Genomic DNA, 23793 nt, shown 5'->3' on the forward strand with positions numbered 1-23793 from the left:
TTGCGTGGGGCGCGGACCTTGGTCGCGCGCCCCACAGCTTCCTTACCGCTTCAACGCCAGCGCGTGGATCACCGGCCTGTAGCGTGCGATCTCGGTTCTCAGCATCGCCGCGGCCATCTTGGGGTCCGATTTCAGGATCGGATCCACGCCCAGCTTGACCAGCGCCTGCGTGAAGGTCCGGTCGGACATGATCTGCTGCATCGTTCCGCTCAGGCGATCGATCACGCTGGACGGTGTCCCTGCCGGCACGAAGATCATGTTGAACGTATAGGCGACCGCGCCTTCCAGGCCAGCTTCGGCCGCGGTCGGAATTTCCGGCGCACCTTGCGAGCGCTCTTCCTTGAGCACGGTAAGGGTTCGCACACGGCCCGACCGATGATGCGGTATGACGCTGCTCAGCGAAGAGCAGATCATGGGGATCTGGCCGCCCATGAGGTCCGCCACGGCCGGGCCGGCGCCTTTGTAAGGCACGTGGACGATCTTCAATCCACCCGCGCGTGTTTTGAAGATCTCGCCGCCGAGGTGGTTGATGCTGCCCACGCCGGCCGTTCCGTAGAGATACCTGTCCGGGTGCGCCTTCGCGTCCTTGATCAATTGTTCCAGCGAGCGTGCCGGCACGCTCGGATGAACCGAGATCGTCATCGGCCCGGTGGCGAGCGCGATGACCGGCGAGAAATCCTTCACCGCGTCGTACGCGATCGTGGTCATGAACGTCGGATTGATCGCGTGGGTCGACGCGGTGCCCATCAGTAGCGTGTAGCCGTCGGCTTGCGCGTTTGCGGCCTCCGTGCTGCCGATCGTCCCCGACGCGCCCGAGCGGTTGTCGATGAGTATTTGCTGGCCGAGCTTCGATGCGAGGGCATTGCCCAGTTGCCGGCTGACATTGTCGGTCTGGCCGCCGGGCGGGAAGGGCACGATGAGGCGGATGGAACGGTTCGGATAGTTTTGTGCGTGTGCCGTGGGAGCGGCAGGAAGCGCGGCGCAGGCAACGATCAAGGCTGCAGCGACGCGAGTGGACCCCAATTCGACTTGGTGCATATTTCCTCCGTGAACAAGTGGAAATTGCGGCTGCCTGAAGCAGGCGCCGGACACCCGTCTGTGTGGTCGTGAACGAATGGAATTTCTGAGGGAAAGCCGATTCTCGAGAGTGGGACGCTCCTGGTGATCAAAATGTGGACTCGATCGTCACCGATTGCTCGCCGTCCGGCAAGCCGATAAGGTCCGTACGGCGAGCGGCGGAGAAGTGCCGCGTACGAGAGGACCCCGTGACCACTCAGGGCCGTTCGATTATGCTCGCTGCCATTCCCGATTCGAGCACACGCAATTCGCCATGTTCACGTTCAGAGGGGAAAGTGCATGCGATACCGATTGAGATGGGCTGCGATGGCGATCACGCTGCTTGGTACGGTGGGCGCTCAGGCTCAGTCATACCCCAGCAAGCCGATTCGTATCGTCGTGCCGTTCTCGGCCGGCGGTCCGACCGATATCACGACGCGTAATATTGCGCCGCGGCTGACCGAGCTTCTGGGTCAGCCCGTCGTGGTCGACAATCGTGCCGGCGCCAACGGCATCATCGGCGCCGAAGTGGTGGCGCACGCACCGCCCGATGGCTATACCCTGTTGATGGCCACCGCGAGCGTGGCCGCGATCAACATGGTCACCTACAGGAAACCGCCCTACGACACCCTGCGCGACCTGCAGGCGCTGTCGCCGATCATGACCACCGCAAGCCTGCTGGTGGTGCACCCGTCGATGCCCGTCAAGACCCTGCAGGATCTGGTCGCCCTGGCGAAAGCCAAGCCCGCTTCGATCACGTTCGGCTCGGCCGGGACCGGCGGCACCTTGCACCTGCTGCTCGAGATGCTGCTCCACGAGGCGCACATCAAGATCACGCACGTGCCTTACAAGGGCGCCGCACCCGCGGTAGCCGATCTGCTTGGCGGTCAGATCAACGGCATGTTCGTCGACCTGCCGGTCATCTCTCCCTACGTGAAATCGGGCAAGTTGCGCGCCCTCGCAGTGGCGGCGAAGCAGCGCTCGCAGTACTTTCGCGATGTGCCGACCACCAAGGAAGCAGGCTATCCCGGCGTCGAGATGACGAACTATTACGGATTGCTGGTGACGGCCAAGACGCCGCCTGCAATCGTCAAGAAGCTGCACGATGCGATCGTGGCGGCGGTCAAGACGCCAGCCGTGCGCGACAAGCTCATGGAGGTCGGTGCGGATCCAAAGACCATGGGCATGGACGAATTCACCCGCTTCATTCGCGACGATATCGCCAAGTGGGAGAAGCTCATCAAGACGGTCGGCATCAAGATCGAGCGCTAGCCCAACCGCATCACGCGGCCCGGAAGCGCACGTTCTCGGGTACGGGCTCGCCGACGATCATCATGAACTGCGCGTCGCCGAAGCCGTCGTTCCTGAAATAGTGCGGCTGGCCCGGCGGATTCAGGATGAGGTCTTTCGGCCCGAGGCGTTGTTCGACGATGACGCCGTTGTCCTCCCAGCCGCCGGTAATGCAGCCTTCGAGGACCAGGTAGGCCTCCTCGACCGAACGTTCGTAGGCGCGCACGCCGGCCCCGCGCGGCAGGGACACGAGATCCTTGCGATAGCTGCCGGCAGGCGCGCCGCCTTCGCCGATATAGGTGAGCTTGCCGAACCCCGCTTCGTGCCACTGCGGCTTCTGCTGGCTGTAGCGCACGATGTGCTGCGCGAGCAGGCGATGCCGCGGGTCGCTGCTTTCCCGGGACAGCAGATACGTCTTGCCCGGCTGTGCACCGAAGGCCCTGGCGATTTCGGGACTGTGCGTCTTCGGGTGACAGACGTATTGCGGCGGGTTCGGGCGCGCGCTTCCCAGCATGATGGAGACCAGCACGGGCTCGACCCCGTCGTTCCTGAAGCCGTGCGCGATGTTGCTTGCCTGCAGCACCATGTCTTTGGGACCGAGCCGCGCGAGGATGACTTCGCCCTCCCATTCCCAGCCGACGGTGAGTACGCCCTCGATGACGAGAAACGCTTCTTCGACCTCGTGCGCGTGCGATGCCCCGTATTTGCCGACCGGCTGGTGCACCATGCTCAGCGTGAAGTGATCGGGCGTGAGTGTGGAGGGGTCGTCGATCTTCGGCGAGCCGCCCGCGCCGATGTAACGGATCTGCGAGCGCGCCAGCTCGGGAAAGCCGCGGCTTGCGGGAAACGCGTCCCAGTCGTGCACCTTGTCGGCATGACGCCCGACGCGTGCCTTCATGCGCGCCGCCAGATTGTCTTCCAGTACCGCAGTCATTTCATTTCTCCTGCAGGCAATTCTTCGCTCCCCTCTCCCTTAGGGAGAGGGGCTGGGGGTGAGGGAGGAGGGAGGATCGAGGGTGTGAGGCATTCCAGGGTAGTTCGATTCACTGTTCGAGTCGGATGTCGATGCCGTCACTCGAGCTTCACGTTCGCTTCACGCACGACCCGCCGCCATTTCGCGCTGTCCTGCTTGATGAACTCGGTGAATTGCGCGGGTGTATTTAGCACGAGGTCGAGCTCGGCCTTGGCGTACGCACGGCGCGCAGCTTCGGATTTCGATACGCGCGTGATCTCGCGGTACAGGGTATCGATGATCTCCGGCGGCGTGCCGCCGGGCGCGAGAATGCCGTAGTAGTTGACGGCCACGAGCTCTGGCATGCCCTGCTCGATCGCCGTGGGTACGTCGGGCAGATCGGGCTCGCGCTTCGTGCCCAGGGTGGCGATGACGCGCAGCTTGTTGGTCGGAATGAACTGGGCGACGCTCGTCTTCGCCCCGATGACCACGTCCACGTCGCCGCGCACGAGGTCGAGCACGGCGAAGGTCGCCGACTTGTACGGCACCTGCGTCAACTTCACTTTTGCGAGGATGCAGAAGAGCTCCGTGACCAGGTGGTTGGTCGATCCCTGCCCCGACGAGCCGTAGGTGAGCTTGCCCCCATGCGCGCGCGCTTCCTTGATGAAGTCGCGGATGTTCCTCGCCGGCACTACCGGGTGAACGACCATGAGGTTGGCGATGTTGCCGATCAGGGTGATGGGCGCGAAGTCGCGCAACGCATCGAGCTTGAGGCTCGGGCGCACGATCGGAGCGATCGTCAGTATCGGCGAGGCGACCAGCAGCGTATGACCATCGGGCGGCGCTTTCGCGACCATTTCGAGCGCGATGCTGCCGCCGGCGCCGGGGCGAGGCTCGGCGGTGATGCCTTGCTTGAACGTGTCGCGTAAGCCGTCGGAGAGAACCTGGCCGATGACGAAGCCCGAGCCGGTCGGGAAAGGCAGGATGAGCCTCACGCCCTTCGACGGAAACGCCTGTGCGTAGCCGTCGATTGCTGCCGAGAACAAGATCACTGCCGTGAGCAACTGCTTGATCGACACCATGCCTCCCGATGGGGGTCTTACATTTGGGGGTCTTGCATCTTGCAGCGGCGATCGCATCCGCCTTGGGGGCTTGCAGCTTGCATCCCGCTGCAAGATGCAAGACCTGACCCCATATCCGTGCTGACCCTCGTGAATTGCGCGTGCGCTGACCCGCTCAGAGTCTACACCGGCATGCGCAAGGCAAGAACTGGGACGGCGATCAGTCGAACGGCCACGGCATCGGCAGCAGCCACTGCAGAATGCCCCTCGGGTACTCGAGCCCGAGCATGTGGCTCAAGAAGGCGAACAGGACGATGGAGCCCGAAGCGGCCAGCGCGGCCTTATACCATTTGGTTCGCCCCTTGATGATCAGGAACGTGGTGATGAATGCGTAGATGCCGAGCACGAAGCCGACCAGGCCGATGGCGCCGAGCATGCCCAGCATCCACGCCTGGTAGTGCCAGTCGCTATACAGCGGTTTGTCCTCGCCTTGCAACCCGCGCTCGCTGTCGTAGAAGAGGTAGGACGGTGCCTTCTTCTTGCGCAGGAAGACAACGAACATCGTACCCAGTAGGACAAGCGCGATCAGCGCGACCGACAGCGGAAAGACACCGCCCAGGAACGTGAGTCCGAACGACACGTAGGCCACGTATACGGCGCAGGCGAAGACCACGGCGAGGAAGCACAGCTGCGGTCCAAGCCCGACGGGCGCGTGCGGCCCGTCCGGGGTAAGCGGCGCGCGCCGCGGCCGCACGCGCACCGCCACGAAGATGGACAGAACGATCAGCGCGAGAATGATTTGCACGCCGGTGCGCTCCAGGAAGCTGTAGCCGTAGACCTGGATCGATTGGTAAAGCACCACTTCGAGCCGCGGCGACAGCACGAAGCCGATCAGCAGCGCCGGCGGCGACCAGCCGAAGCGCTTCATGTACACCCCCAGCACGCCGAGCACGAACAGCGTGATCAGGTCGGGCCAGACGCGCGTGACCTGGTAAGCCGCGAAATAGATGATCCCGATCATGAACGGCGCGAGCAGCGCGAAAGGCACCAGGGTGAGCCGCGCGATCGGCTTGGCAAGGATGAGGCAGATGCCCGCGCCGAGGACGTTGGCGAGCGCCAGCGACCAGACGATGACGAAGGTGAGATCGAGGTGACGGGTCATCATGCCCACGCCGGGCTCGATGCCCATCAGGATGAGCGCGCCGAGGAACAACGCCATGCTCGCGGAGCCGGGGATGCCGAACATGAGCGTCGGGATGAGCTGACCGCCGTTGTCCGAATTGTTGGCCGACTCGGGCGCGATCACGCCGCGGATGTCGCCCTTGCCGAGGTTGTCGCGATCCTTGGTGGTCTGCACCATGTGCCCATAGGCGATCCAGGTGATGATCGGGCCGCCCATGCCCGGCAACGCGCCCAGCATCGTGCCGATGGAAGAGCAGCGCAGGACCAGCCCGAAATGCCGCAGCGTCTCGAAGAATCCGCGCAAGGTGCCGGCGCCGAGCTTCTGGGTCGAGGAGATGCGCACGCGCGTGCGCAGGATCTCCACGATCTCCGGGATCGCGAACATGGCGAGCCCGACGATCACCACCGAAATGCCGTCGCTCAGGTAAATGGTATCGAAATCGAAGCGGTACTCGCCGGTGGCGCGCGAAGTGCCGACCGAGCCCAGCAGCAGACCGAAAGCGCAGGTGGCGAGCCCCTTGAGCGGGCTCGCCCCGGTCATCATGCCGATCATCGTGAGTGCGAGGATGATCAGCATCAGCATCTCGCCGAAACCGATGCCGAGGATGATCGGGCGCGCGAACTGGACCGCCAGGGTGAGGACCAGGGCGCCGAACAGCCCGCCGATGAGCGAGGCGGAGAACGCGGCGCCCAGCGCCCGCGCCGCCTCACCGCGTTTGGCCATGGGAAAGCCGTCGAGGATGGTCGCTTGCGAGGAGGAGCTGCCGGGAATGCCCATGAGCACCGCCGGAAAGGTGTCGGCGGTGTTGTTGACGGCCAGCAGCCCGATCATCATTGCCAGCACCGGTCCCGGATCCTTGCCGAACACGAACGGCAGCAGCAGTGCCATCATCGCCGTTCCGCCCAGGCCGGGCAGCAGGCCGATCATCAGGCCAAGGAACGTTCCGATGCTCAGAAAAAAAAAGTGCTCCGGCGTGAACATCTGAGCGAGGGCTGCCAGGATGATATCGATCATGGGTTTTCCCGACTTTCATGCGCCGTGAAGCGGGCACGAGGCGCGCGCCGTTCGCCGACTCGCGGGCGAAACGAGAGCGCGACGACTGCCGGACCCGCGCGGGCGGACAGGATGGAGGCAGAGGGTTTCGACGCGTGCGAGCCCGGCATGCTTTGCCGGGCTCGCTGGGCGTGCGCTTCTTCTAGTGCGGCGTCAGTCGGATGTTCTCGCCGCGATGGTGACGTTGTAGTGGTCTTTCACGTACGCCGAGAGCCACTTGGCGGATTCGGGTTCGAGCGTGGTGTTTTCCCGCATGATGGCGACCGCGGCCTCGCCGATGAGGTTCTTGTACGGACCGAAGACCTTCTGGCCGGCGGGACTCTTGCTGACCTCGGCGTACACCTTGAGGGCGGCGTCGCGCCAGGCTTTGACGACCTCGGGCGGCGTTTCGGCCTTGAGGTTCCACGACTTCGACAGCGGCACGCTCACGCCCATGAGCGACTTCCATCCTTCGTAGCCCTTGCCCGAGGGCTTCTTGCCGTAGTAGGCCTCGTAAGCCTCGTTGAACGTGGGTACGTCGGGCAGGGCCGGATCGCGGCTGATCGTGCCGTCTTTGTTCAGGACGCCGAAGGTGTACAGCGGCACCGCCATGCCGCTCTTGATCATGGAGGCCCGGTTGTTGATAAACGACAGCGTGTTGTCGTAGTTCATGTTGAACTCGCCGCGCTCGAAACCCAGCGCCATCGGGCCATTACCGCCCAGGCCGAACACGGCCTTCACTTCGATGCCGAGCAGACTCAACGCGGTGTTCAGCGCGAGGCCGCCGGAGGTCGGGGTCTTGCCGCCGAATACGAGCTTGTCGGCTCCGAGCTGGCGCAGCTTCTCGATCTTCGCCTTCAAGGTCGGCTCCTTCTGGATGCCGAGACTGCCGCGCACATACTGCGTGATGCCGCGCGGCGAAAGGATGATCGGCACGAAATCCTTCATGTCGAAGCGCGCGCGCTCGTCGCCGAGCATGTAGTTCGAAAGGGCCGAGGTCGAAAGCGCGAGCACCGTGAGGCCGTCCGGCTTGGCCGTCGCGTCGTAGTAGTTGACGCCGGTAAGACCGCCGCCGCCCGGTCGATTGACGACCAGGATGGTGGGATTGCCGGGCAGGTGTTTCTCGAAGTACGGCGCCATGAGGCGGCTGTAGCCGTCGGTGCCGCCGCCTTCACTGAAGGGAACGATCACGTGGATCGTCTTGCCGGAAAAATCGACTTCCGCCGCCGCCGCCGTGCCTGTCGTAGTCATGAGCGCAAATGCAAGCAATGCCGAACAGGCTAGTGTGGCAGCGGTGGCAAACAGCCCGGTGCCGAGTCTGGTGCATGGATTCATATCCGCGTCTCCTTTGATGGAATGGCCAACGCATAGCTTTGCGATGTATGCGACGAATGCTTTGCGTGTGAAGGACGGATGCTGAAAAGGCTGATGATGAAAACACTGATGACTCGTAATCTGCTATCGGGGTTCGCGTCCCATGCCCGATCGCGGTGCAGTCCATACGGCACTCGCCAGCGATCGGATCGCACGCTCGGTGAATCCTCGTTAGCCAAGCAGACCCTGCCTGCGAACCCGCGAGTCGCGCGCGAGCTGCATGTCAGCAGAATAGGACAACGCGTTCGGCTCGGGCATCCGTAAATGCACGTGAGCAATTTCCACTCTCCTCGCTATCCCGATTGGGCGCGAGTCCGTACGTCATGCTGGCGCGGCTCGAGCAATGCAGCATGTGCTGTTGCAAACCGGTGCCGTTACGCGGAGAAAATGACGTTGCAGTGCGCTGCATAGGCCACGCGGCAGAGCGTGGCGGGAAAGAAGAAAGCAAAAAGTAAGGTGCAAGAGATCAGGCTCGATTGCTTCGGCTTGCCGCAACGACACAGGCGGCAGTCGAAGATCGAGCCTGACTCGAGAGCCGGATCCCCTTTTCCTCGCTTGCGCGAGTACTTTCTACCCGGACGTCAGTCGGTCCTCGCCGCGATGGTGACGTTGAAGTTGTCTTTCAAGTACGCCGTGAGCCACTTGGCGGCTGCGGGGTTCAGCGTGGTGTTTTCCCGGAAGATGGCGGTTGCGGCATCGCCGAAGAGATTCTTGTACGGACCGAAGACTTGCTGGCCGGCGGGACTCTTGCTGACCTCGGCGTACACCTTTCTCGCCGCGTCGCGCCAGGCTTTGACGATCTCGGGTGGCGTGTCGGCCTTGAGGTTCCAAGACTTCGACAGCGGCACGCTTATGGACATGAGGGACTTCCAGGCTTCGTAGTCGGCGCCCGAGGGCTGCTTGCCGTAGTAGGCCTCGTAAACCTCGTTGAACGAGGGCACGTCGGGCAGGGCCGGATCGCGGCTGATCGAGCCGTCCTCGTTCATGACGCCGAAGGTAAAGAGTGGAACCGCCAGCCCGCTCTTGATCATGTGTTTGCGCTGGTTGAGATATGCCAGCACATTGTCGGAGTTTATGGTGAACTCGCCGCGCTCGAATCCGAGCGCCATCGGCCCATTGCCGCCCAGGCCGAACACCATCTTCACGTCGATCCCGAGCAGATCCAGCGCGATGGTGTACGTGAGACCGCTCGACGTGGGCGTCTTGCCGCCGTAGACGAGCTTCTCAGCGCCCATCTTGCGCAGTTTATCGATCTTCGCCTTCAGCGTCGGTTCGTCCTGGATACCGAGACTGCCGCGTAGGTACAGCACGCTGCTGCGCGGAGAAAGGATGACCGGCACGAAGTCCTTCATCTCGAAGCGTGCGCGCTTGTCGCCCAGCGCGTAGTTCATCAGCGCGGAGGTCGAAAGCGCGAGCACCGTGATACCGTCCGGTTTGGCCGTCGCGTCGTAGAAGTTGACGCCGGTAAGACCGCCGCCGCCCGGCCGATTGACGACCTGAATCGTCGGATGGCCGGGGAGATACTTCTCGAAATACGGCGCCATGAGACGGCTGTAGCCATCCGTCCCGCCGCCTTCACTGAAGGGAACGATCACCGTGATCTGCTTGCCGGAAAAATCCGCCGCCGCGACGGCCGCTTCTGTCGCGGCAGCCAGCGCGATCAGCGCCGCGAAGCCGAATGTTGCAACCGTACGAAACAGCGTGCTCTTGGCGTGTGCGATGCATGGGTTCATGTCCTGGCCTCCTCGTCGGTTGGAATGGCAGACGCGTAGTCCAAACGTTTCCAGGTGTCGCAAAGCTGGTGACTCGCGATCTCGACGGGAGTTCACGCGCGGCGTACGGTCGCGATACAGGCCATACGGCATTCGCCTCGCGACGAGCGAGGTCCGTACGTGAAATTGGCGAGCGTCGAGCGCTCCCGTCACACGTCGATCATTGCGCCTTCAGCCCGGCCTGCTTGACGATGCGCGCCCACTTGGCGATCTCGGCGCGGACGAAAGCGGCGAACTCGGCGGGCGAGTTGCCGACGGGTTCGGCGCCGAGCGTCGCAAGCCGCTCCTTCACATCGGGCTGCGCCAGCATCTTCACCGTCTGCGCATGGATGGTCTTGACGATCGCCGGCGGCGTGCCGGCCGGGAAAAACAATCCGTTCCAGCCGACGATCTCGTAGCCCTTCAGTCCCGCTTCGTCCAGCGTCGGCAGGTCGGGCACGAGCGGCGAGCGTTTCTTGCCCGAAACCGCGAGCGCGCGCAGCTTGCCCGCCTTCACGAACGGCAGCGTGCTCGGGATGTTCTCGAGCATGAGCTGGATCTGGCCGCCGACGAGATCGGCGAGCGCCGGCCCGCCGCCCTTGTAGGGCACGTGCGTCATTTGCAGCCCGGCCATCGCCTTGAGCATTTCGCCGGCGAGGTGAGGCGTAGTGCCGCGGCCGCCGGAACCGAAATTGAGCTTGCCGGGATTGGCCTTGGCATAGTCGATGAGTTCCTTCAACGACTTCACCGGCAGCGCCGGGTTCACAACCAGCATCAAGGGCGCCGAGGCGATCAGGCTGACGGGAATGAAATCCTTCAATGTGTCGTACGGCAGCTTGCGATACAGGCTGGGATTGACCGTGAACGTAAGGCTCATCATGAGCAGGGTATACCCGTCCGGCGGCGCCTTGGCCGCGAGCTCGGTGCCGACGATGCCGCTCGCGCCCGGCCGGTTGTCCACGATCACCTGCTGGCCGAGGCCTGCGGTGAAGTTCTGCGCGGCGATTCGCGCCATGATGTCGTTGGAGCCGCCGGGCGAGAACGGAACGATCAGCCGGGTCGACTTGACCGGATATTCGGCGGCGTGCGCGCCGAATATCGATGCCAGTGCGACGAGACCCATGGCGACGAGAGCCATGATGCAGGCAAGATGCCGGCGGAGCGATTTCATCGATTGTCCCCTTTCGCCAAGAGAGCGGCTGCGCGCCGCATCGATGCCGATGCAACGAGCCGTTGCCGAGCGATTCTACGCTTGGCCGCCGATCGGACCAGCAAGACGCCTAACGCGATTCGCCACCGAGCTCGGCGAGACGGTCTTCTTCCCGGGCGACGCGCTCCAGCACGCGTACCGTCTGCACGGTTGTGGGCATGCCGCAATAGGCGGTGGAATGCACGATCACTTCCAGTACTTCGCGCGGGGTGGCGCCGAGCAGCATTGCGCCGCGAATGTGGTTTTCCAGTTGCACCGGCTCGTTCAGTGCAAGACAGATGCCCACCATCATCAGCAGCCGCGTACGATCGTCGATGATTGAGCGCGGGTACATCTCGCCGTAGATGAAGTCGTACCAGAGATGAAGGTAGTGCGGGTCGAGCCGATCGTAGGTATTGATGCCGTCGTTGCTCTGGTGATTCTGGGTGCGGATGCGGGTGCTGACGCCTTTCCAGCCATACGCTTCGATCATCCGCTCGCGCCACGCGGCCTCGTCGGCCGATTTCGCGGCCGTCCACTTCGCGCGCTCGGTCTCGAGCGAGCGCTGCGGCATGCGTCCATCCAGCGGCAGTTGCGTGCCGGTGAGCTCATCCAGGCGCCCGAGCCGCTCGAGCACCCGCACGCAGAGCTTGGCCCCACGCCCCGCTTTGACGTAGCCGATGTAAACGGTGGACTGCAGGATGATTTCGAGCACTTCGCGCGGCGTGGCCCCGGCGGCCAAGGCGCTGGGAATCTGGCGCTCGAGCTCCTCCATTTCGTTCATCGCCAGGAACTGCGCGATAGTAACGAGCAGCCGGGTTCGGTCGTCGAGATTCTTGCGCGTGAAGAGGCCGCCGTAAGTGAACTCGAGCCACGAGCGCGTGTAGTGCTGATCGATACGGTCGCGCCATTCGACTTCGTCGAGAAAATCGTCGGGGCGAAGACGCAGGCCGTTGTCGATGGCGGCCTCGTCGTACTTCTGCTTCAGACGGGCGATGCGTGTTGCCTTGCTGCGCGCTGGCGATGACTTCTTTTGTTCCTGCCGGCATGATTCCTTCCCCCTTTGCTTGCGGCACCATCAATCCAGGCGCACCTGCGCGACCGTCGCGACTTTTTTCCACTTCTCGATCTCGCTCACAACGAAGCGCTTGAAGTCCTCGGCGCTGCCACCGCCGACATCGAACCCTGCGGTGACGAGCGTGGAATTCACGTCTCCGGACTTCAGAATGCGGGCGATCTCGGCGTTGAGCCTCGCAACGATCTCCGCGGGCGTTTCGGCGCGCGCCACCACGCCGTGCCAGGTGGCGGCTGCGAAGCCCTGGAAGCCGGCCTCGGCCATGGTCGGTACGCCGGGGAAATCTTTCGAGCGCGTATTGGCCGCGATCGCGAGCGCGCGCAGCCTGCCCGATCTGAGGTGTTGGCGCGTGGTGCTGAAGGTCGAGAACGCACACGAGATGTTCCCGGCAATGAGATCCACCACGACGCTGGAGCTGCCCTTGTAAGGCACGTGGACGAGCTTCACGCCGGCGACGCTGCTGAAGTATTCCGTCGTGAGATGAATGCCGGTTGCGATTCCCGGCGTGCCGTAGGTCAGCTGGCCCGGGCGCGCTCTGGCGAGCTTGACCAATTCGGCGACCGAGCGGGCGGGAATCGAGGGATGGACGTGCAGCACATACGGCACCATCGTAGCGAGCACGATCGGCGCGATGTCCTGCAACGGATCGTACGGCGCGTTCACCTTGGTCACCGGCAGCACGGCAAGCGAGCTGATCGTTCCCATCGCGAGCGTGTAGCCGTCGGCCGGCGCGCGCAGCATGGCCTCGGTGCCGATCAGGCTGCCGGCGCCCGGCCGGTTCTCGACGATCACCTGCTGCTTCAGGGCCCCGCTCAGCTTCGACGCGATCAGGCGTGCGACGGTATCGGTATCGCCACCGGGGGTGTACGGCACGATCAGCCGGATCGGTTTGGTGGGATACGATTGCGCGCCGGCCGCTGCTGCGAACGCAAGCAGCAGTGGCAGCCACATGGATGGTCGCATCATGGACAGATTCCTGCCTGCGCTTGCACGCCAATTCGCACGCGCGCCGGATAGCTTACAACCCGGAGTATATAGGCCGCTCGCTCCGAGGCGTAAACCGCGAGTGCGCAATGCCGCCTCGACGCCGTGCCGGAACGCTGCGCTCGGCGGACGCTGAGCGCTGGGCTATGATGCGCGGGTCGTTCTACCTTTCGAGAGGAATTCGTCATGCCCGATCCCATCCGCATCGGCGTCGTCGGCGCCGGGGCCAACACGCGCCGCTACCACATTCCGAACCTGAAGAAGATCGCCGGCGTGGAGATCGCGTCGGTCGTGAACCGCTCGCGCGCCTCGTCGGAGCAGGCGGCGAAGGAATTCGCCATCCCGCGCGTGCACGACAGCTGGCAGGCGCTGGTGAACGATGCGGGCGTCGACGCCGTCGTCATCGGCACCTGGCCGTACATGCATTGTCCGATCACGCTCGCGGCGCTGGCCGCCGGCAAGCACGTCCTCACCGAGGCCCGCATCGCGATGAACGCGACCGAAGCGCGCCAGATGCTCGCCGCCTCGTGCGCACGGCCCGGGCTCGTGACCCAGGTCGTGCCGGGACCGACCACGTTCACGGTCGACCCGATGGTGATGCACTTGCTGGCCGACGGCTACATCGGCGAATTGCAGTCGCTCGACCTCAAAGTGCCGAGCGGCTGGCTCGACCGCGATGCGCCGCTGCACTGGCGCATGAATCGCGATTATTCCGGCATGAACATCATGTCGATGGGCATCTGGTACGAGTGCATCTCGCGCTGGGTCGGCCCGGCCAAGGCCGTCATGGCGCGCACGCGCGTGGCTGTTGCGTACCGCCTGGACCAGGAGCGCGGTGAGCGCCGGGCGGTCGAGGTGCCGGACCATGTCGAAGTGCTGGCCGACCTCGCCAACGGCGCGATCGCGCGCTTGCACCTGAGCTCGGTGGCCGGCTTCATGCCCGGCCCGGACGCATGGCTGTACGGATCCGAGGGCACGCTTCGGCTCGAGCTGCGGGGACGCGACAATCTCGTCCTGTCGGGTGGGAAGCGCGGTGACAAGGAGATGCAGCCGATCGCCATCCCGGCGGACAGGACCTACCGCTGGCGCGTGGAGGAGGAATTCATCAGTGCGATCCGCGGCCAGGAGCCGGTGCGCAGAACGTCGTTCGCCGACGCGGTGAACTATATGGATTTCACCGAAGCCGTGCACATCTCCAGCCGCGAAGGGCGGCGGGTGTATTTGCCGCTGGCATAGGGCTACGTCCAGACTATCTCAGCCATCGAGCCATGCGAGCCTTGGCCTTGGCATGCGATACCACCCGGCCCTCCGCCACGGCCATCTCGCCGCGGGCGATGCCTTCCAGCGGCGTCATGCGGCTCTGGAGGCGTTCGCAGTTCCGTGGCTTGCCGCTCGAGGGTGGTATGGTGACAAGCTTTGTACGCATGCGTCTCAGCGCGGCGTCACGGACTTCAACGCCTCCGTGAGCTTGGGCGCGCGGTCGAGGCTCCACCAGGAATCGATCGCTTCTTCCACCTGCTTTTCGGGCAGGCACAGGCGCGCGCAGCTGCGGAACTTGTCTTTCAGTTCCTGCTCGGAGAGCGGATCGGCCGGAGCGCCGTGCATGGTGCGCCGGTTGGTGCGCTTGCTGAGCCGCTCGCCGTTCTTGAGCGTGATGGTGACCGGGTTGTAGGTCGGCCCGTGCTCGTACTCCGGATCCCAATTGCTCATCACGTTGACGCGTGTCTTCTCGCGCGCCTCGCGGTACTCCGGACGATTGAGCTTGGCGTCGGTGAAGCTGTCGATGTCGATCTTCCGGTCGACCAGCGCGGTGGCGATGTTGTAGTGGAGCGAGAACTTGCCCTGATAGCCTTGCGCGGGGTTGGGGTGCAGCAGCACGTGCGAGATCGCGGGCACGTTGTCGACCTCCACGCGTGCGATATCGTCGAGCTTGATGTCGTGCTCCTTCAGCATCGAAATCAGCGAATCGAGCGCACCATGGTTGGAGCCGCAGCAAGGATACTTCTTGATGACGATCGTGTCCTTGCTGTGCCAGGCCTTGCCGAGGTTGGCCGTCATCTTCTCCGGGTCGTAGCGGTTCTCGCCGATGTACGCATGCGCCCAGCCCACTCGGCTATCGAGAAACGCATCGGTCGCGAACCAGCCCTGCTTCGCCAGCGATGCGGCCATGACGCCGGAGCGGCACGACATGCCGGCATGCAACGGCTTCGTATACGAGCCGAAATTCTGCAGGATGCCGCTTGGCATGGAGCCCGCCAGGCCGAACGCCATCACCGTCTGCTGCGCCGTGAGCCCCATCATCCGGGCGGCGACGGCCGTGGCGGAGATGGTTCCGAAAACCGCTGTGGAGTGAAAGCCGGTGAGGCCCTGGACGTTTTCCGAGCCCTTGTTGAGATGCACCGCCACTTCGAATCCCAGCACGTAGGCGGTGAGAATGTCGCGACCCGATCTTCCGAGCTGCTCACCCACGGCGAGCGCGGTCGGCAGAAGCGCCACCGTGGGATGGCCGAAGCCGCCCATGTCGTCGTAGTCGAGCGCGTGCCCGAGTGTTCCGTTGGCGAGCGCGGCAAGGTACGGCGAGCTGCGCAGCTTGTTGCCGATGATCGTGCATTGGGAATTGCCACCCTGGGCATCGACGAAATCGACGATCATCTTGCCCTGCGGTTGGGCGGCCCCGGCGAGCGAAACCCCGATGCAGTCGAACGATGCCTGCAGCGCCGCGCGATACGACTCCGGTGGGATCGTGTCGGGATTCGTCTCGGTAACGAACTTGGCCAGTCGTTGTTCGCATGCGCCCATGTTCACTCTCCTTCGGTGGATACGCCGGCGCAAGCCCTCGGCCGCACGCGTTTCCTCAACATAGGGCAGCGGGTGGGGGGTGTCAAATGCGAGTCCAGAACGCGAACGTCGACATCCGCCCACGGGGCTCCGGCGCGAACTCCGTACCAATGGCCCCTCCTTGTCGAGGAGGGGCTGGACGCGAGAATGTCGCGGACGGGGTGGTCTTGTGGCGACGATAAACCACACCACCCCGCCTCCTTCGCCGGCACCCCTCCTCGTGAGAGGAGGAGAAGCTTCGCTGCGGCTGCGCTCGCTCCGGCATAATCGGCCGATCGATTCGTACTCGGAACAAGGAACCGTCATGGCGCTTCAATTCGTTCAGGTCGAGGTCAGCGACTTCATCGCCACGGTGATCATGAACCGTCCGCCGGTCAATGCGCAGAACTCGCAGTTCCGCGCCGAAATCATGGAAGTTTTCGACGCGTTCAACGATCGCGACGACGTGCGCGTGGCCGTCCTGACCGGCGCGGGGCACGTGTTCTCCGCCGGCGCGGACATCAAGGAGCGCCGCGGCATCGTCAGGGAGCCGGGCGACTACGCGCGGCACAATCGCGTCGCGCGCGAGTACACGAACTGCATCCGCGAGTGCGCCATTCCGGTGATCGCGGCCGTCAACGGCGCGGCACTTGGCGCGGGCTTCGGCTTGATGGCCGCTTGCGACATCATGCTCGCTTCGGACAACGCCGTATTCGGCATGCCGGAGATCGACGTGGGTCTGGCGGGCGGCGCCGCGATGCTCTCGCACCTGGTGGGCAAGTCGCGCGGCCGGCGCATCATATTCACCGGCGAGCGGATCTCGGCGCAGGAGATGTACCGCCTCGGCGTGATCGAATGCTGCGTGCCGCGCGAGGCGCTGATGGACGAAGCGATGCAGATCGCGCGCAGCATCGCTTCGAAGAGCCCGATGGCCATGCGGCTCGCCAAAAAGGCCTACAACGTGTGCGAGAACATGCCGCAGCGCGACGGCTACCGCTTCGAGCAGGACATCACCGTGCAGTTGTCGCATACCGAGGATGCCCAGGAGGCTCAGCGCGCGTTCGTGGAAAAGCGCAAGCCCGTATTCAAAGGGCGCTGAGCGCCGCTGCTCGCCGATTGTGGCATGCCTCAAGGCAGTAACAGCCTGCGTGGCGGCACGCGCAGCGCCGTTGCCAGGAGCATTCTTCGCGTTGGACCCATGACATGACACCAGGCCGCCCACCCTTGCTGATACCATGTCACGGTCGTTGTCCATGCTTGCCGTGATCGCTCGCATTGCTTGTGCCGCACCCGCATGTCTCGTCCAACCGCGCCTTCTACAATGACAATGCTGGCTCCTTACCGAGTCCTCGACCTCACCGACGAGCGCGGGCTCCTGTGCGCAAAGATGCTCGCCGACCTGGGCGCGGACGTGATCCAGGTCGAGCCGCCTGCCGGCAACAGCGCGCGACGACTCGCACCCTTCCTCGGCGACGAACCCGGTTCGGATCGGAGCTTCTTCTGGTGGTCGTACGCGGCGAACAAGCGCAGCATCACGCTCGACCTCGCGTGCGCCGACGGAAGAGCGCTGTTCGAGCGCCTGGTCGCTTCGGCGCATTTTGTCATCGAGTGCGGCCGGCCGGGCGAGATGGCCGCGTTGGGATTGAGCTACGAGCGGCTGGCCGCAATCAATCCGGCCCTGATCGTGGTATCGATCACGCCGTTCGGCCAGACCGGTCCTTATGCGACCTGGCTCGCCTCGGACCTGGTCGGCATGGGCCTGGGCGGATTCATATGTACGTCACCGGCGACCCGGATCGCGCGCCGTTGCGCGTCGGATTTCCGCATTTCTACTTGCACGGCTCGGCGGCGGCGGCGGCGGGCGCCATGCTCGCCAACGCGCAGCGTGCGCTCACCGGCCAAGGCCAGCATGTCGATGTCTCGTGCCAGGAGGCGGTCGCGCGCTCACTCGCCAATTCACTTGCGGCGAACGTAATGGAAGGCGCGGTCATCGTGCGCCAGGGATCGTATCGGCAAACGGGCACCGACACTTTCATGCGCATCACCTGGCCGTGCAAGGACGGATTCGTCAACTTCCAGTTCTCGGGCGGCGCATCGTCGGGCCAGAGCGTCAACAACTTCGTACGCTGGATGGCCGACGAGGGGTCGCCGGACGAGTATCTGCTGAGTCTCGATTTCAAAGCGATGGGCTACGGGACGATCACCAACGAGACGCTGGAACGGGTCGTTCCCCCGGTGTCGCGCTTCCTGATGGAGCGCACCAAGCAACAACTGTTCGACGGCGCGATCGAGCGGCGCATTCTGCTCTTCCCAGTCGCGACAATGAGCGACATCCTGGAGAACCCGCAACTCGAGGCGCGCGGGTTCTTCCGTTCGGTCGAGTGCCCCGAATTCGATACGAAGCTCACCACGCTTGGCCCGTTTGCGCGGGCGAGCGCGACGCCGCTCCAGGGCGGCGGAAAGCCCCCGCGGCTCGGCGAGCACAACGCCGAGATCCTCGAGAGTGAGCTGGGTCTCGCGCGCAGCGATCTGGTTCGGCTTCGAAGCGCCGGCGTGATTTGAAGCGGCGGCGTAATGCGGTTTTTGCCCGAGACCCTGGTGACGATTCGGGCGGGTACGGAGTACATGTCATGCCAATTCGGAGAACAATTCGCTCGTTCTGGATTCCGGCTCGCGGGCGAATGACGCCGGGCTTCGCTTCGGTTGTGGCGACCGGCCGTCCCGACGCGGCGATGGGTCGTTTCGCCGTGGCGATGAGTCGTGCCGCCGCTCGCTCGCTGGCGATCGCCGCGATCGCAGTCACGGTCTCTCCCGTTGTGTATGCGCAGGACTATCCCAGCCGGCCGGTGCGCCTGGTCGTCGCCACGTCGCCGGGCGGGGGCACCGATACGCTGGCGCGAGTTCTCGCTGCCGCGCTGGCTGCTCGGTTGGGACAGCAGTTCGTGGTGGACAACCGGCCCGGGGGCAGCGGCATCGTCGGCACCGACCTGGTTGCGCGCGCCGCACCCGACGGCCACACCCTGTTGATGGGCTTCATTTCATCGCTGGCGATGACGCCGGCGCTGATGCCGACGCCCTACGACCCGTTGAAGGACCTGGCGCCCGTAAGCCTGGTGGCGGACGCGCAGTACCTGCTCGTGGTTCATCCTTCCGTGCCGGCGCGCTCGCTGAAGGAATTCGTCGCCTATGCCAAGGCGAATCCCGGCCGCATCAACGCGGCTACCGCGGGCTACGGTACCCCCGTGCACCTGGCTGCGGAGCTGTTCAAACAGGCTGCCGGGATCGACATGGTGAGCGTGCCGTACAAGGGCGGCGGCCCGGCCGCCGCCGCGGTTCTGGCCGGCGAATCGCAGGTCATATTCGGTAGCGTAGCCGCGACCCTGCCGCACATCAAGGCGGGCAAGCTGATCTGCCTGGGCACGACCGGCCTGAAACGTTCTTCGGCCGCGCCCCAGTTTCCAACGATTGCCGAGCAGGGTTACCCGGGCTTCGAAATGAGCTCGTGGTACGCATTGATGGCGCCGGCCGGTACGCCTGCGCCCGTCATCGCGAAGCTGAATGCTGCGGTCCAAGCAGCACTGAAAGATCAGGACGTGCGCGAACCGATGGCCCGGCAAGGATTGGAGCCGACCGGGGGCAGCCCGGCCGATGCGGCGGCACATCTGAAGCGCGAGCTCGCCACGTGGCGGCGCGTGATCCAGGAGGCGGGGATCAAGGCGCAGTAGAAAGCGCCGCGTCATTGCCGCATCCGCCGATCGTATTTTCAGCCGAGCAAGGACGACCCGCACATGAGCGCACCGGAAAATACGCGCCCCGAGCCCGATCGCGAGCTGCAGGACATCGCCGACTACGTCGTGGACTTCAAGCCGTCGCAGCAAGCGCTGGATGCCGCGCGGTCGAGCCTGATGGATACGATTGCCTGCGCGCTCGACGCGCTCGACTATCCCGAATGCACCAAGCTGCTCGGGCCCGTGGTGCACGGCACGATCGTTCCGCACGGCGCGCGCGTGCCCGGCACGGCGTACCAGCTCGATCCGGCCAAGGCGGCGTTCGACTTCGGCGCGATGATCCGCTGGCTCGATCTGAACGACACCTTCACCGCGGCGCAGGGCAGCCACCCTTCGGACAACCTCGGTGGCGTATTGATGCTCGCCGACCATCTGAGCCGTTATCGCAGCGCGCGCGGCGATGCGCCATTGCAAATGGGCGACGTGCTCCACTACCTGGTGAAGGCTTACGAGATCCAGGGCTGCATCGCGATCGAGAACGACTTCCAGAACTGCGCCATCGATCATCCGACGCTCACCCGCGTTGCCGGCTCAGCGGTGCTCACGCACATGCTGGGCGGCACGCGCGAGGAGATCGTCAATGCTGTATCGAATGCGTGGGTGGACTGTTCGCTTGCGGTGGTGCGGCACGCGCCCAATACCGGCTGGCGCAAGAGCTGGGCTGCGGCCGATGCGAACTTCAATGCCGTGCGGCTTGCCTTGATGGTGCGGGCCGGCGAAATGGGCTATCCCTCGGTGCTCACGGCGAAGCGCTACGGATTCTACGAAGCGCGCTTCGGCGGCAAGGCGTTCAAGTTTCAGCGACCTTATGGCGACTACGTGATCCAGAGCTCGATGTTCAAGTTCGTCGCTGCCGGCATGCACGGACAGTCGGCGGTGGAATGCGCGCTGCGGCTTCACCCGCTGGTGAGGGACCGGATTGCCGATATCGCCCGCATCGAGGTGCGCAGCCAGCGCGCCCTGATGGGCATCATGGACAAGACCGGGCCGCTGCAAAACCCGGCCGACCGCGATCATTGCGCGCAGTACGTTATCGCGGTCGGGCTGATTTTCGGGCGGCTCGACGCGAGAGACTTCGAGGATGCTCTCGCCTCCGACCCGCGCGTCGACCGGCTGCGCGCGAAGACGATCATCACCGAGGATCCGGCCTACAGCGAAGGTTTCTACGATTCGCAGCGGCGCACGAGCGCGAACGCCGTCCAGGTATTCTTCGACGATGGAACGCATACGCCCAAGGTCGAGGTCGAGTATCCGGCGGGCCATCCGCGCCGGCGCGCCGAATTCATGCCGACGCTCAGGAACAAGGTGCGCAGTAGCCTCACGCGACGTTATGTGCCCAAGCGTCAAGCCGAGATCCAGGCCCTGTACGACGATCCGCAGCGGCTGGACGCAACCGCGGTGGACCGCTTCGTCGACATGCTGTGTCCATGAAGGCGCGACGAAAAGCCGAGTGAACAGATCATAGTGAGTCGACCGGACGACGCATGCAGCCGCTCGCAAATCTGAAGGTTCTCGACTTCTGCTGGGTCGCGTCCGGGCCGATGACGACCGGCTATCTCGCCGAGTATGGCGCAACGGTCGTGCGGGTGGAGTCAGGAAAACGTCCCGATCCGCTGCGCACGTCACCGCCGCTGGCGCCTGGCAAGGGCCTCAACCGCAGCGGGTATTACGGAGCCTACAGCGCCAACAAGTACGCGCTGGGCTTGAACCTCGGCAGCCCGAAGGCGATCGACATCGTCAAGCGCATGGTGGCTTGGGCGGACCTGGTGACCGAGAACTTCACGCCTGGAACGATGGAGCGCTTGGGCCTGGGCTACGAGGAGCTGCGCAAGATCAAGCCGGACATCGTGCTGTTCAGCACCTCGATGCTCGGTCGCGGCGGACCGATTTCGAAGCTGCCGGGGTTCGGCGCCGTGCTCTCGTCGCTGAGCGGCCTGACCGGCATCACCGGTTGGCCCGATCGCGATCCGACCAATCCGTATGGTGCCTATACCGATTTCATCGCGCCGCGTTTTGCGCTCACCAGCATCCTGGCCGCGCTGGACTACCGCCGGCGCACCGGCATCGGCCAGCATATCGACATGTCGCAGCTCGAGAGCGCGCTGCAGTTCATCGCGCCATTGCTGCTCGACTATGCCAACAACGGCCGCGAAGACAGCCGCACGGGCAACCGGCACGAGGCGGCGGCGCCGCATGGCGCCTTTCCGTGTCGGGGCGAGGATCGCTGGGTCACGATCACCTGCATGACCGATGCGCACTGGGTCGCGCTGCGGCAGGCGCTCGGCGATCCGGCCTGGATGCAGGACGAGCGCTTTTCGACGCTGCTCGGGCGCAAGCGCGAGGAAGACGAGCTCGAAGCGCTGCTTGCGGAAGTCACGCGCGAATGGGACGCTGATGCGCTCGTGCATGCGCTGCAAGGCGCGCGCGTGCCTGCGGGCGCGGTACATCCGAACAAGGGCGTGCTTGCCGATCCGCAGTTGCAGCACCGCGGCCATTTCGTCTACTACGACAAGCCGAAGATCGGCCGCCATGTGGTGCAGCGCTCGGAGTTCCGACTCTCTCGCGCAACCGCCGCGCGCAACTGGGCCACGCCCTTCATCGGCGAGCACACGCGACAAGTCTGTCGTGACATTCTCGGCATGACGGATGCCGAGATCGAGCCGCTGATCGACGAGGGGGTGTTGGAGGCAGCGGAGCCGGTCGACGACGACGGCTAGGGGGCGGACGAAGGGAACCCCGTGCCTTTGCTCGGAATGGGGCTGCTCGTGCCGTCACCTATCCGCGCTGGTGAAAGATTGGATCATTTGCCTCCGCGGCTCTCGGCACGCTGCTCGGAAGCGGCAGGGAGGAATGCCACGAGAACGAGGCCGGCTCTCGGGTGGTAGAAACCAGGAGAGGCGAGCGGCGTCGAACCTGTATATAAAATCAGTATCCGGGTGCAGCCTATCCAGTCTCAGAAAAATATCGCAACGGCGGCTTATCATGTTGATTGCATGGGCGTAGACTGGCGGGACAGCGCCAGCTGTCGCTTTGTAAGGCGGCAGAGGGCGGTTAAATTCACATTAGACCGCGCTGCCCAGACTCGCCGCAACAAGCTACTGACAACTGCCATGCCACAAGAAATTGCAGCCTTTGCACAGACGTATCGCCAGGCACTTCTCGACGTCTTGGACACCCTTCCGAGGAAATCCCGCGCTTTTGTTCCGCCCTGCATAGAGCACACATCATTCGTGCTCGCGGTTGCGGATCCTCGGGGGCGGCTTGCGGTAGAGTTTCGCAGCCGAGAACGGTATCCAACGCTAAAGATCAATGGCAACGAGGCGCAGCCGAAAAGCGATCGGGAACCGGGCCTGATTGCCGTTGCTTCAAATACCAAGCTAGAGACTCTCCTCTTTCCAGGCACTACCGATTCTTCTTCGGTCACCTGGCGATTGTCCGGACACGCGGCGCTTCATGGCCTTACCTTCGCAAGTGCCGAATTTATGAGCCAGCATGCCCCTCAAGGGTTTCATGCTCAGTTCACGGGAGGAGATGTTCCTTTTGAAGTTCAATCGGACGGCGGTATCCTCGCTGTCAACATAGCGAATGGTTACGTCGTCGCAGGTAAACCCGAAGTCAAATTTACAGAGTGGGCCCGTGTATTCGGCGCCCGGTCCTTCTTGCCTAAACCCGAGGCAGAGATTCGTGAATTGGCCATTACTGATCTATCGTCCGCTGCACTAAAGCTTCCGAATGCCCTGCCCAATTGGAACTTCGCAGACTTCCTTGCTTCTCTTGAAGGACCAGTCGACCAAAACGTTCTACTCCTTGGATCGTACGCAACTGGTGACCGTTTTAAGGAAATCGCTGGCGCCCTCGAGAAGCTTGGCTATTCGCCCTTCTTATTGAAAGACTCTCCTGATCTGCCAATCCAGCGAAACCTAGAGAAATTATTCGCCGCCGTCATGTTTTCTAGCTTCCTCATCATTGTGGATGATGAGGCCTCAGGTCATATAGCCGAACTGGCAACTTTGCTCCAATTTCGATTTCGACCAATGATCTTGCTTCGCCGTGCGTCACATGGGTCTACGTCGTTTCTCGAAGATGGCGTGCTTACTGAAGAGACATGCCGTGTCGAAGTCATTGCAGAAGTCACGGCAGCAAGCCTTTTACCGGCGGTCCGTTGGGCGCGCGAATGGCTGGCCAACCGCGAGGGTCGATTGAATGCAATTAATTCATGGCGGCAAGACACATAGTGATAA

At 63.8% G+C, this 23793-nt stretch carries 19 protein-coding genes; 9 read left to right on the forward strand and 10 right to left on the reverse strand.

Going from position 1 to position 23793, the window contains the following annotated elements; translation table 11 throughout:
* Positions 1-42: 42 nt before the first annotated feature.
* Positions 43-1038 (reverse strand): tripartite tricarboxylate transporter substrate binding protein, encoded by a 996-nt coding sequence (locus GEV05_00285; GenBank protein MPZ41844.1) that lies wholly within the window; start codon positions 1036-1038, stop codon positions 43-45.
* A 318-nt stretch (positions 1039-1356) separates the two neighbouring features.
* On the opposite strand from GEV05_00285, the gene GEV05_00290 reads away from it, so the two are divergent.
* A complete protein-coding gene (locus GEV05_00290) occupies positions 1357-2328 on the forward strand; it encodes a tripartite tricarboxylate transporter substrate binding protein (GenBank protein MPZ41845.1) in 972 nt (323 codons plus the stop codon).
* Positions 2329-2338: 10 nt separating this feature from the next.
* Here GEV05_00290 and GEV05_00295 read toward each other — a convergent pair whose 3' ends face one another.
* The 8 genes from GEV05_00295 to GEV05_00330 all read right to left on the reverse strand — a co-directional run bounded on the left by GEV05_00295 (position 2339) and on the right by GEV05_00330 (position 12929).
* Positions 2339-3280 carry a cupin domain-containing protein gene (locus GEV05_00295; protein MPZ41846.1) on the reverse strand — a complete coding sequence of 314 codons (942 nt, stop codon included), beginning with the start codon at positions 3278-3280 and terminating at the stop codon, positions 2339-2341.
* Positions 3281-3417: 137 nt separating this feature from the next.
* Positions 3418-4437 (reverse strand): hypothetical protein, encoded by a 1020-nt coding sequence (locus GEV05_00300; protein ID MPZ41847.1) that lies wholly within the window; start codon positions 4435-4437, stop codon positions 3418-3420.
* A 142-nt stretch (positions 4438-4579) separates the two neighbouring features.
* The gene (locus GEV05_00305) at positions 4580-6556 is read right to left on the reverse strand and encodes a tricarboxylate transporter (GenBank protein MPZ41848.1); all 1977 of its coding nucleotides are present in this window, start codon (positions 6554-6556) and stop codon (positions 4580-4582) included.
* A gap of 192 nt (positions 6557-6748) precedes the next feature.
* Positions 6749-7909 carry a hypothetical protein gene (locus GEV05_00310; protein MPZ41849.1) on the reverse strand — a complete coding sequence of 387 codons (1161 nt, stop codon included), beginning with the start codon at positions 7907-7909 and terminating at the stop codon, positions 6749-6751.
* A gap of 620 nt (positions 7910-8529) precedes the next feature.
* The gene (locus GEV05_00315) at positions 8530-9681 is read right to left on the reverse strand and encodes a hypothetical protein (protein MPZ41850.1); all 1152 of its coding nucleotides are present in this window, start codon (positions 9679-9681) and stop codon (positions 8530-8532) included.
* 199 nt (positions 9682-9880) lie between these two features.
* Positions 9881-10870: a tripartite tricarboxylate transporter substrate binding protein gene (locus tag GEV05_00320; GenBank protein ID MPZ41851.1), complete on the reverse strand. Its 990-nt coding sequence runs from the start codon at positions 10868-10870 to the stop codon at positions 9881-9883.
* Positions 10871-10979: 109 nt separating this feature from the next.
* A complete protein-coding gene (locus tag GEV05_00325; GenBank protein ID MPZ41852.1) occupies positions 10980-11672 on the reverse strand; it encodes a hypothetical protein in 693 nt (230 codons plus the stop codon).
* A gap of 294 nt (positions 11673-11966) precedes the next feature.
* Complete coding sequence (locus tag GEV05_00330) at positions 11967-12929, reverse strand: tripartite tricarboxylate transporter substrate binding protein (protein ID MPZ41853.1); 963 nt, start codon at positions 12927-12929, stop codon at positions 11967-11969.
* Between the two features lie 204 nt (positions 12930-13133).
* Here GEV05_00330 and GEV05_00335 point away from each other — a divergent pair, with 204 nt between their 5' ends.
* Positions 13134-14183: a hypothetical protein gene (locus tag GEV05_00335; GenBank protein ID MPZ41854.1), complete on the forward strand. Its 1050-nt coding sequence runs from the start codon at positions 13134-13136 to the stop codon at positions 14181-14183.
* Between the two features lie 195 nt (positions 14184-14378).
* On the opposite strand, the gene GEV05_00340 is transcribed toward GEV05_00335, so the two are convergent.
* Complete coding sequence (locus tag GEV05_00340) at positions 14379-16091, reverse strand: hypothetical protein (protein ID MPZ41855.1); 1713 nt, start codon at positions 16089-16091, stop codon at positions 14379-14381.
* Between GEV05_00340 and GEV05_00345 the strand changes: the two genes are divergently transcribed.
* The 7 genes from GEV05_00345 (at position 16090) to GEV05_00375 (ending at position 23787) form a co-directional block, all read left to right on the forward strand.
* The gene (locus tag GEV05_00345; protein MPZ41856.1) at positions 16090-16863 is read left to right on the forward strand and encodes an enoyl-CoA hydratase/isomerase family protein; all 774 of its coding nucleotides are present in this window, start codon (positions 16090-16092) and stop codon (positions 16861-16863) included. The genes GEV05_00340 and GEV05_00345 overlap by 2 nt on opposite strands.
* Before the next feature lie 195 nt (positions 16864-17058).
* Positions 17059-17739: a hypothetical protein gene (locus GEV05_00350; protein ID MPZ41857.1), complete on the forward strand. Its 681-nt coding sequence runs from the start codon at positions 17059-17061 to the stop codon at positions 17737-17739.
* Positions 17631-18326 carry a hypothetical protein gene (locus tag GEV05_00355; GenBank protein ID MPZ41858.1) on the forward strand — a complete coding sequence of 232 codons (696 nt, stop codon included), beginning with the start codon at positions 17631-17633 and terminating at the stop codon, positions 18324-18326. The genes GEV05_00350 and GEV05_00355 overlap by 109 nt, the downstream gene beginning before the upstream one ends.
* A gap of 68 nt (positions 18327-18394) precedes the next feature.
* Positions 18395-19489 carry a tripartite tricarboxylate transporter substrate binding protein gene (locus GEV05_00360; GenBank protein MPZ41859.1) on the forward strand — a complete coding sequence of 365 codons (1095 nt, stop codon included), beginning with the start codon at positions 18395-18397 and terminating at the stop codon, positions 19487-19489.
* Between the two features lie 63 nt (positions 19490-19552).
* Positions 19553-20983 (forward strand): bifunctional 2-methylcitrate dehydratase/aconitate hydratase, encoded by a 1431-nt coding sequence (locus tag GEV05_00365; protein MPZ41860.1) that lies wholly within the window; start codon positions 19553-19555, stop codon positions 20981-20983.
* Between the two features lie 53 nt (positions 20984-21036).
* The gene (locus GEV05_00370) at positions 21037-22269 is read left to right on the forward strand and encodes a CoA transferase (protein ID MPZ41861.1); all 1233 of its coding nucleotides are present in this window, start codon (positions 21037-21039) and stop codon (positions 22267-22269) included.
* 393 nt (positions 22270-22662) lie between these two features.
* The gene (locus GEV05_00375) at positions 22663-23787 is read left to right on the forward strand and encodes a hypothetical protein (GenBank protein MPZ41862.1); all 1125 of its coding nucleotides are present in this window, start codon (positions 22663-22665) and stop codon (positions 23785-23787) included.
* The last annotated feature ends 6 nt before the right edge of the window (positions 23788-23793 follow it).

This window comes from Betaproteobacteria bacterium, assembly GCA_009377585.1.
Taxonomy (GTDB): domain Bacteria; phylum Pseudomonadota; class Gammaproteobacteria; order Burkholderiales; family WYBJ01; genus WYBJ01.

Bases quoted from the DNA above. Each gene is read 5' to 3' on its own strand.
- GEV05_00285 (MPZ41844.1), bottom strand. From the start codon at position 1,038: ATGCACCAAGTCGAATTGGGGTCCACTCGCGTCGCTGCAGCCTTGATC.
- GEV05_00290 (MPZ41845.1), top strand. From the start codon at position 1,357: ATGCGATACCGATTGAGATGGGCTGCGATGGCGATCACGCTGCTTGGT.
- GEV05_00295 (MPZ41846.1), bottom strand. From the start codon at position 3,280: ATGACTGCGGTACTGGAAGACAATCTGGCGGCGCGCATGAAGGCACGC.
- GEV05_00300 (MPZ41847.1), bottom strand. From the start codon at position 4,437: ATGCGATCGCCGCTGCAAGATGCAAGACCCCCAAATGTAAGACCCCCA.
- GEV05_00305 (MPZ41848.1), bottom strand. From the start codon at position 6,556: ATGATCGATATCATCCTGGCAGCCCTCGCTCAGATGTTCACGCCGGAG.
- GEV05_00310 (MPZ41849.1), bottom strand. From the start codon at position 7,909: ATGAATCCATGCACCAGACTCGGCACCGGGCTGTTTGCCACCGCTGCC.
- GEV05_00315 (MPZ41850.1), bottom strand. From the start codon at position 9,681: ATGAACCCATGCATCGCACACGCCAAGAGCACGCTGTTTCGTACGGTT.
- GEV05_00320 (MPZ41851.1), bottom strand. From the start codon at position 10,870: ATGAAATCGCTCCGCCGGCATCTTGCCTGCATCATGGCTCTCGTCGCC.
- GEV05_00325 (MPZ41852.1), bottom strand. From the start codon at position 11,672: ATGAACGAAATGGAGGAGCTCGAGCGCCAGATTCCCAGCGCCTTGGCC.
- GEV05_00330 (MPZ41853.1), bottom strand. From the start codon at position 12,929: ATGATGCGACCATCCATGTGGCTGCCACTGCTGCTTGCGTTCGCAGCA.
- GEV05_00335 (MPZ41854.1), top strand. From the start codon at position 13,134: ATGCCCGATCCCATCCGCATCGGCGTCGTCGGCGCCGGGGCCAACACG.
- GEV05_00345 (MPZ41856.1), top strand. From the start codon at position 16,090: ATGGCGCTTCAATTCGTTCAGGTCGAGGTCAGCGACTTCATCGCCACG.
- GEV05_00340 (MPZ41855.1), bottom strand. From the start codon at position 16,091: ATGACGGTTCCTTGTTCCGAGTACGAATCGATCGGCCGATTATGCCGG.
- GEV05_00350 (MPZ41857.1), top strand. From the start codon at position 17,059: ATGTCTCGTCCAACCGCGCCTTCTACAATGACAATGCTGGCTCCTTAC.
- GEV05_00355 (MPZ41858.1), top strand. From the start codon at position 17,631: ATGCTCGCCAACGCGCAGCGTGCGCTCACCGGCCAAGGCCAGCATGTC.
- GEV05_00360 (MPZ41859.1), top strand. From the start codon at position 18,395: ATGCCAATTCGGAGAACAATTCGCTCGTTCTGGATTCCGGCTCGCGGG.
- GEV05_00365 (MPZ41860.1), top strand. From the start codon at position 19,553: ATGAGCGCACCGGAAAATACGCGCCCCGAGCCCGATCGCGAGCTGCAG.
- GEV05_00370 (MPZ41861.1), top strand. From the start codon at position 21,037: ATGCAGCCGCTCGCAAATCTGAAGGTTCTCGACTTCTGCTGGGTCGCG.
- GEV05_00375 (MPZ41862.1), top strand. From the start codon at position 22,663: ATGCCACAAGAAATTGCAGCCTTTGCACAGACGTATCGCCAGGCACTT.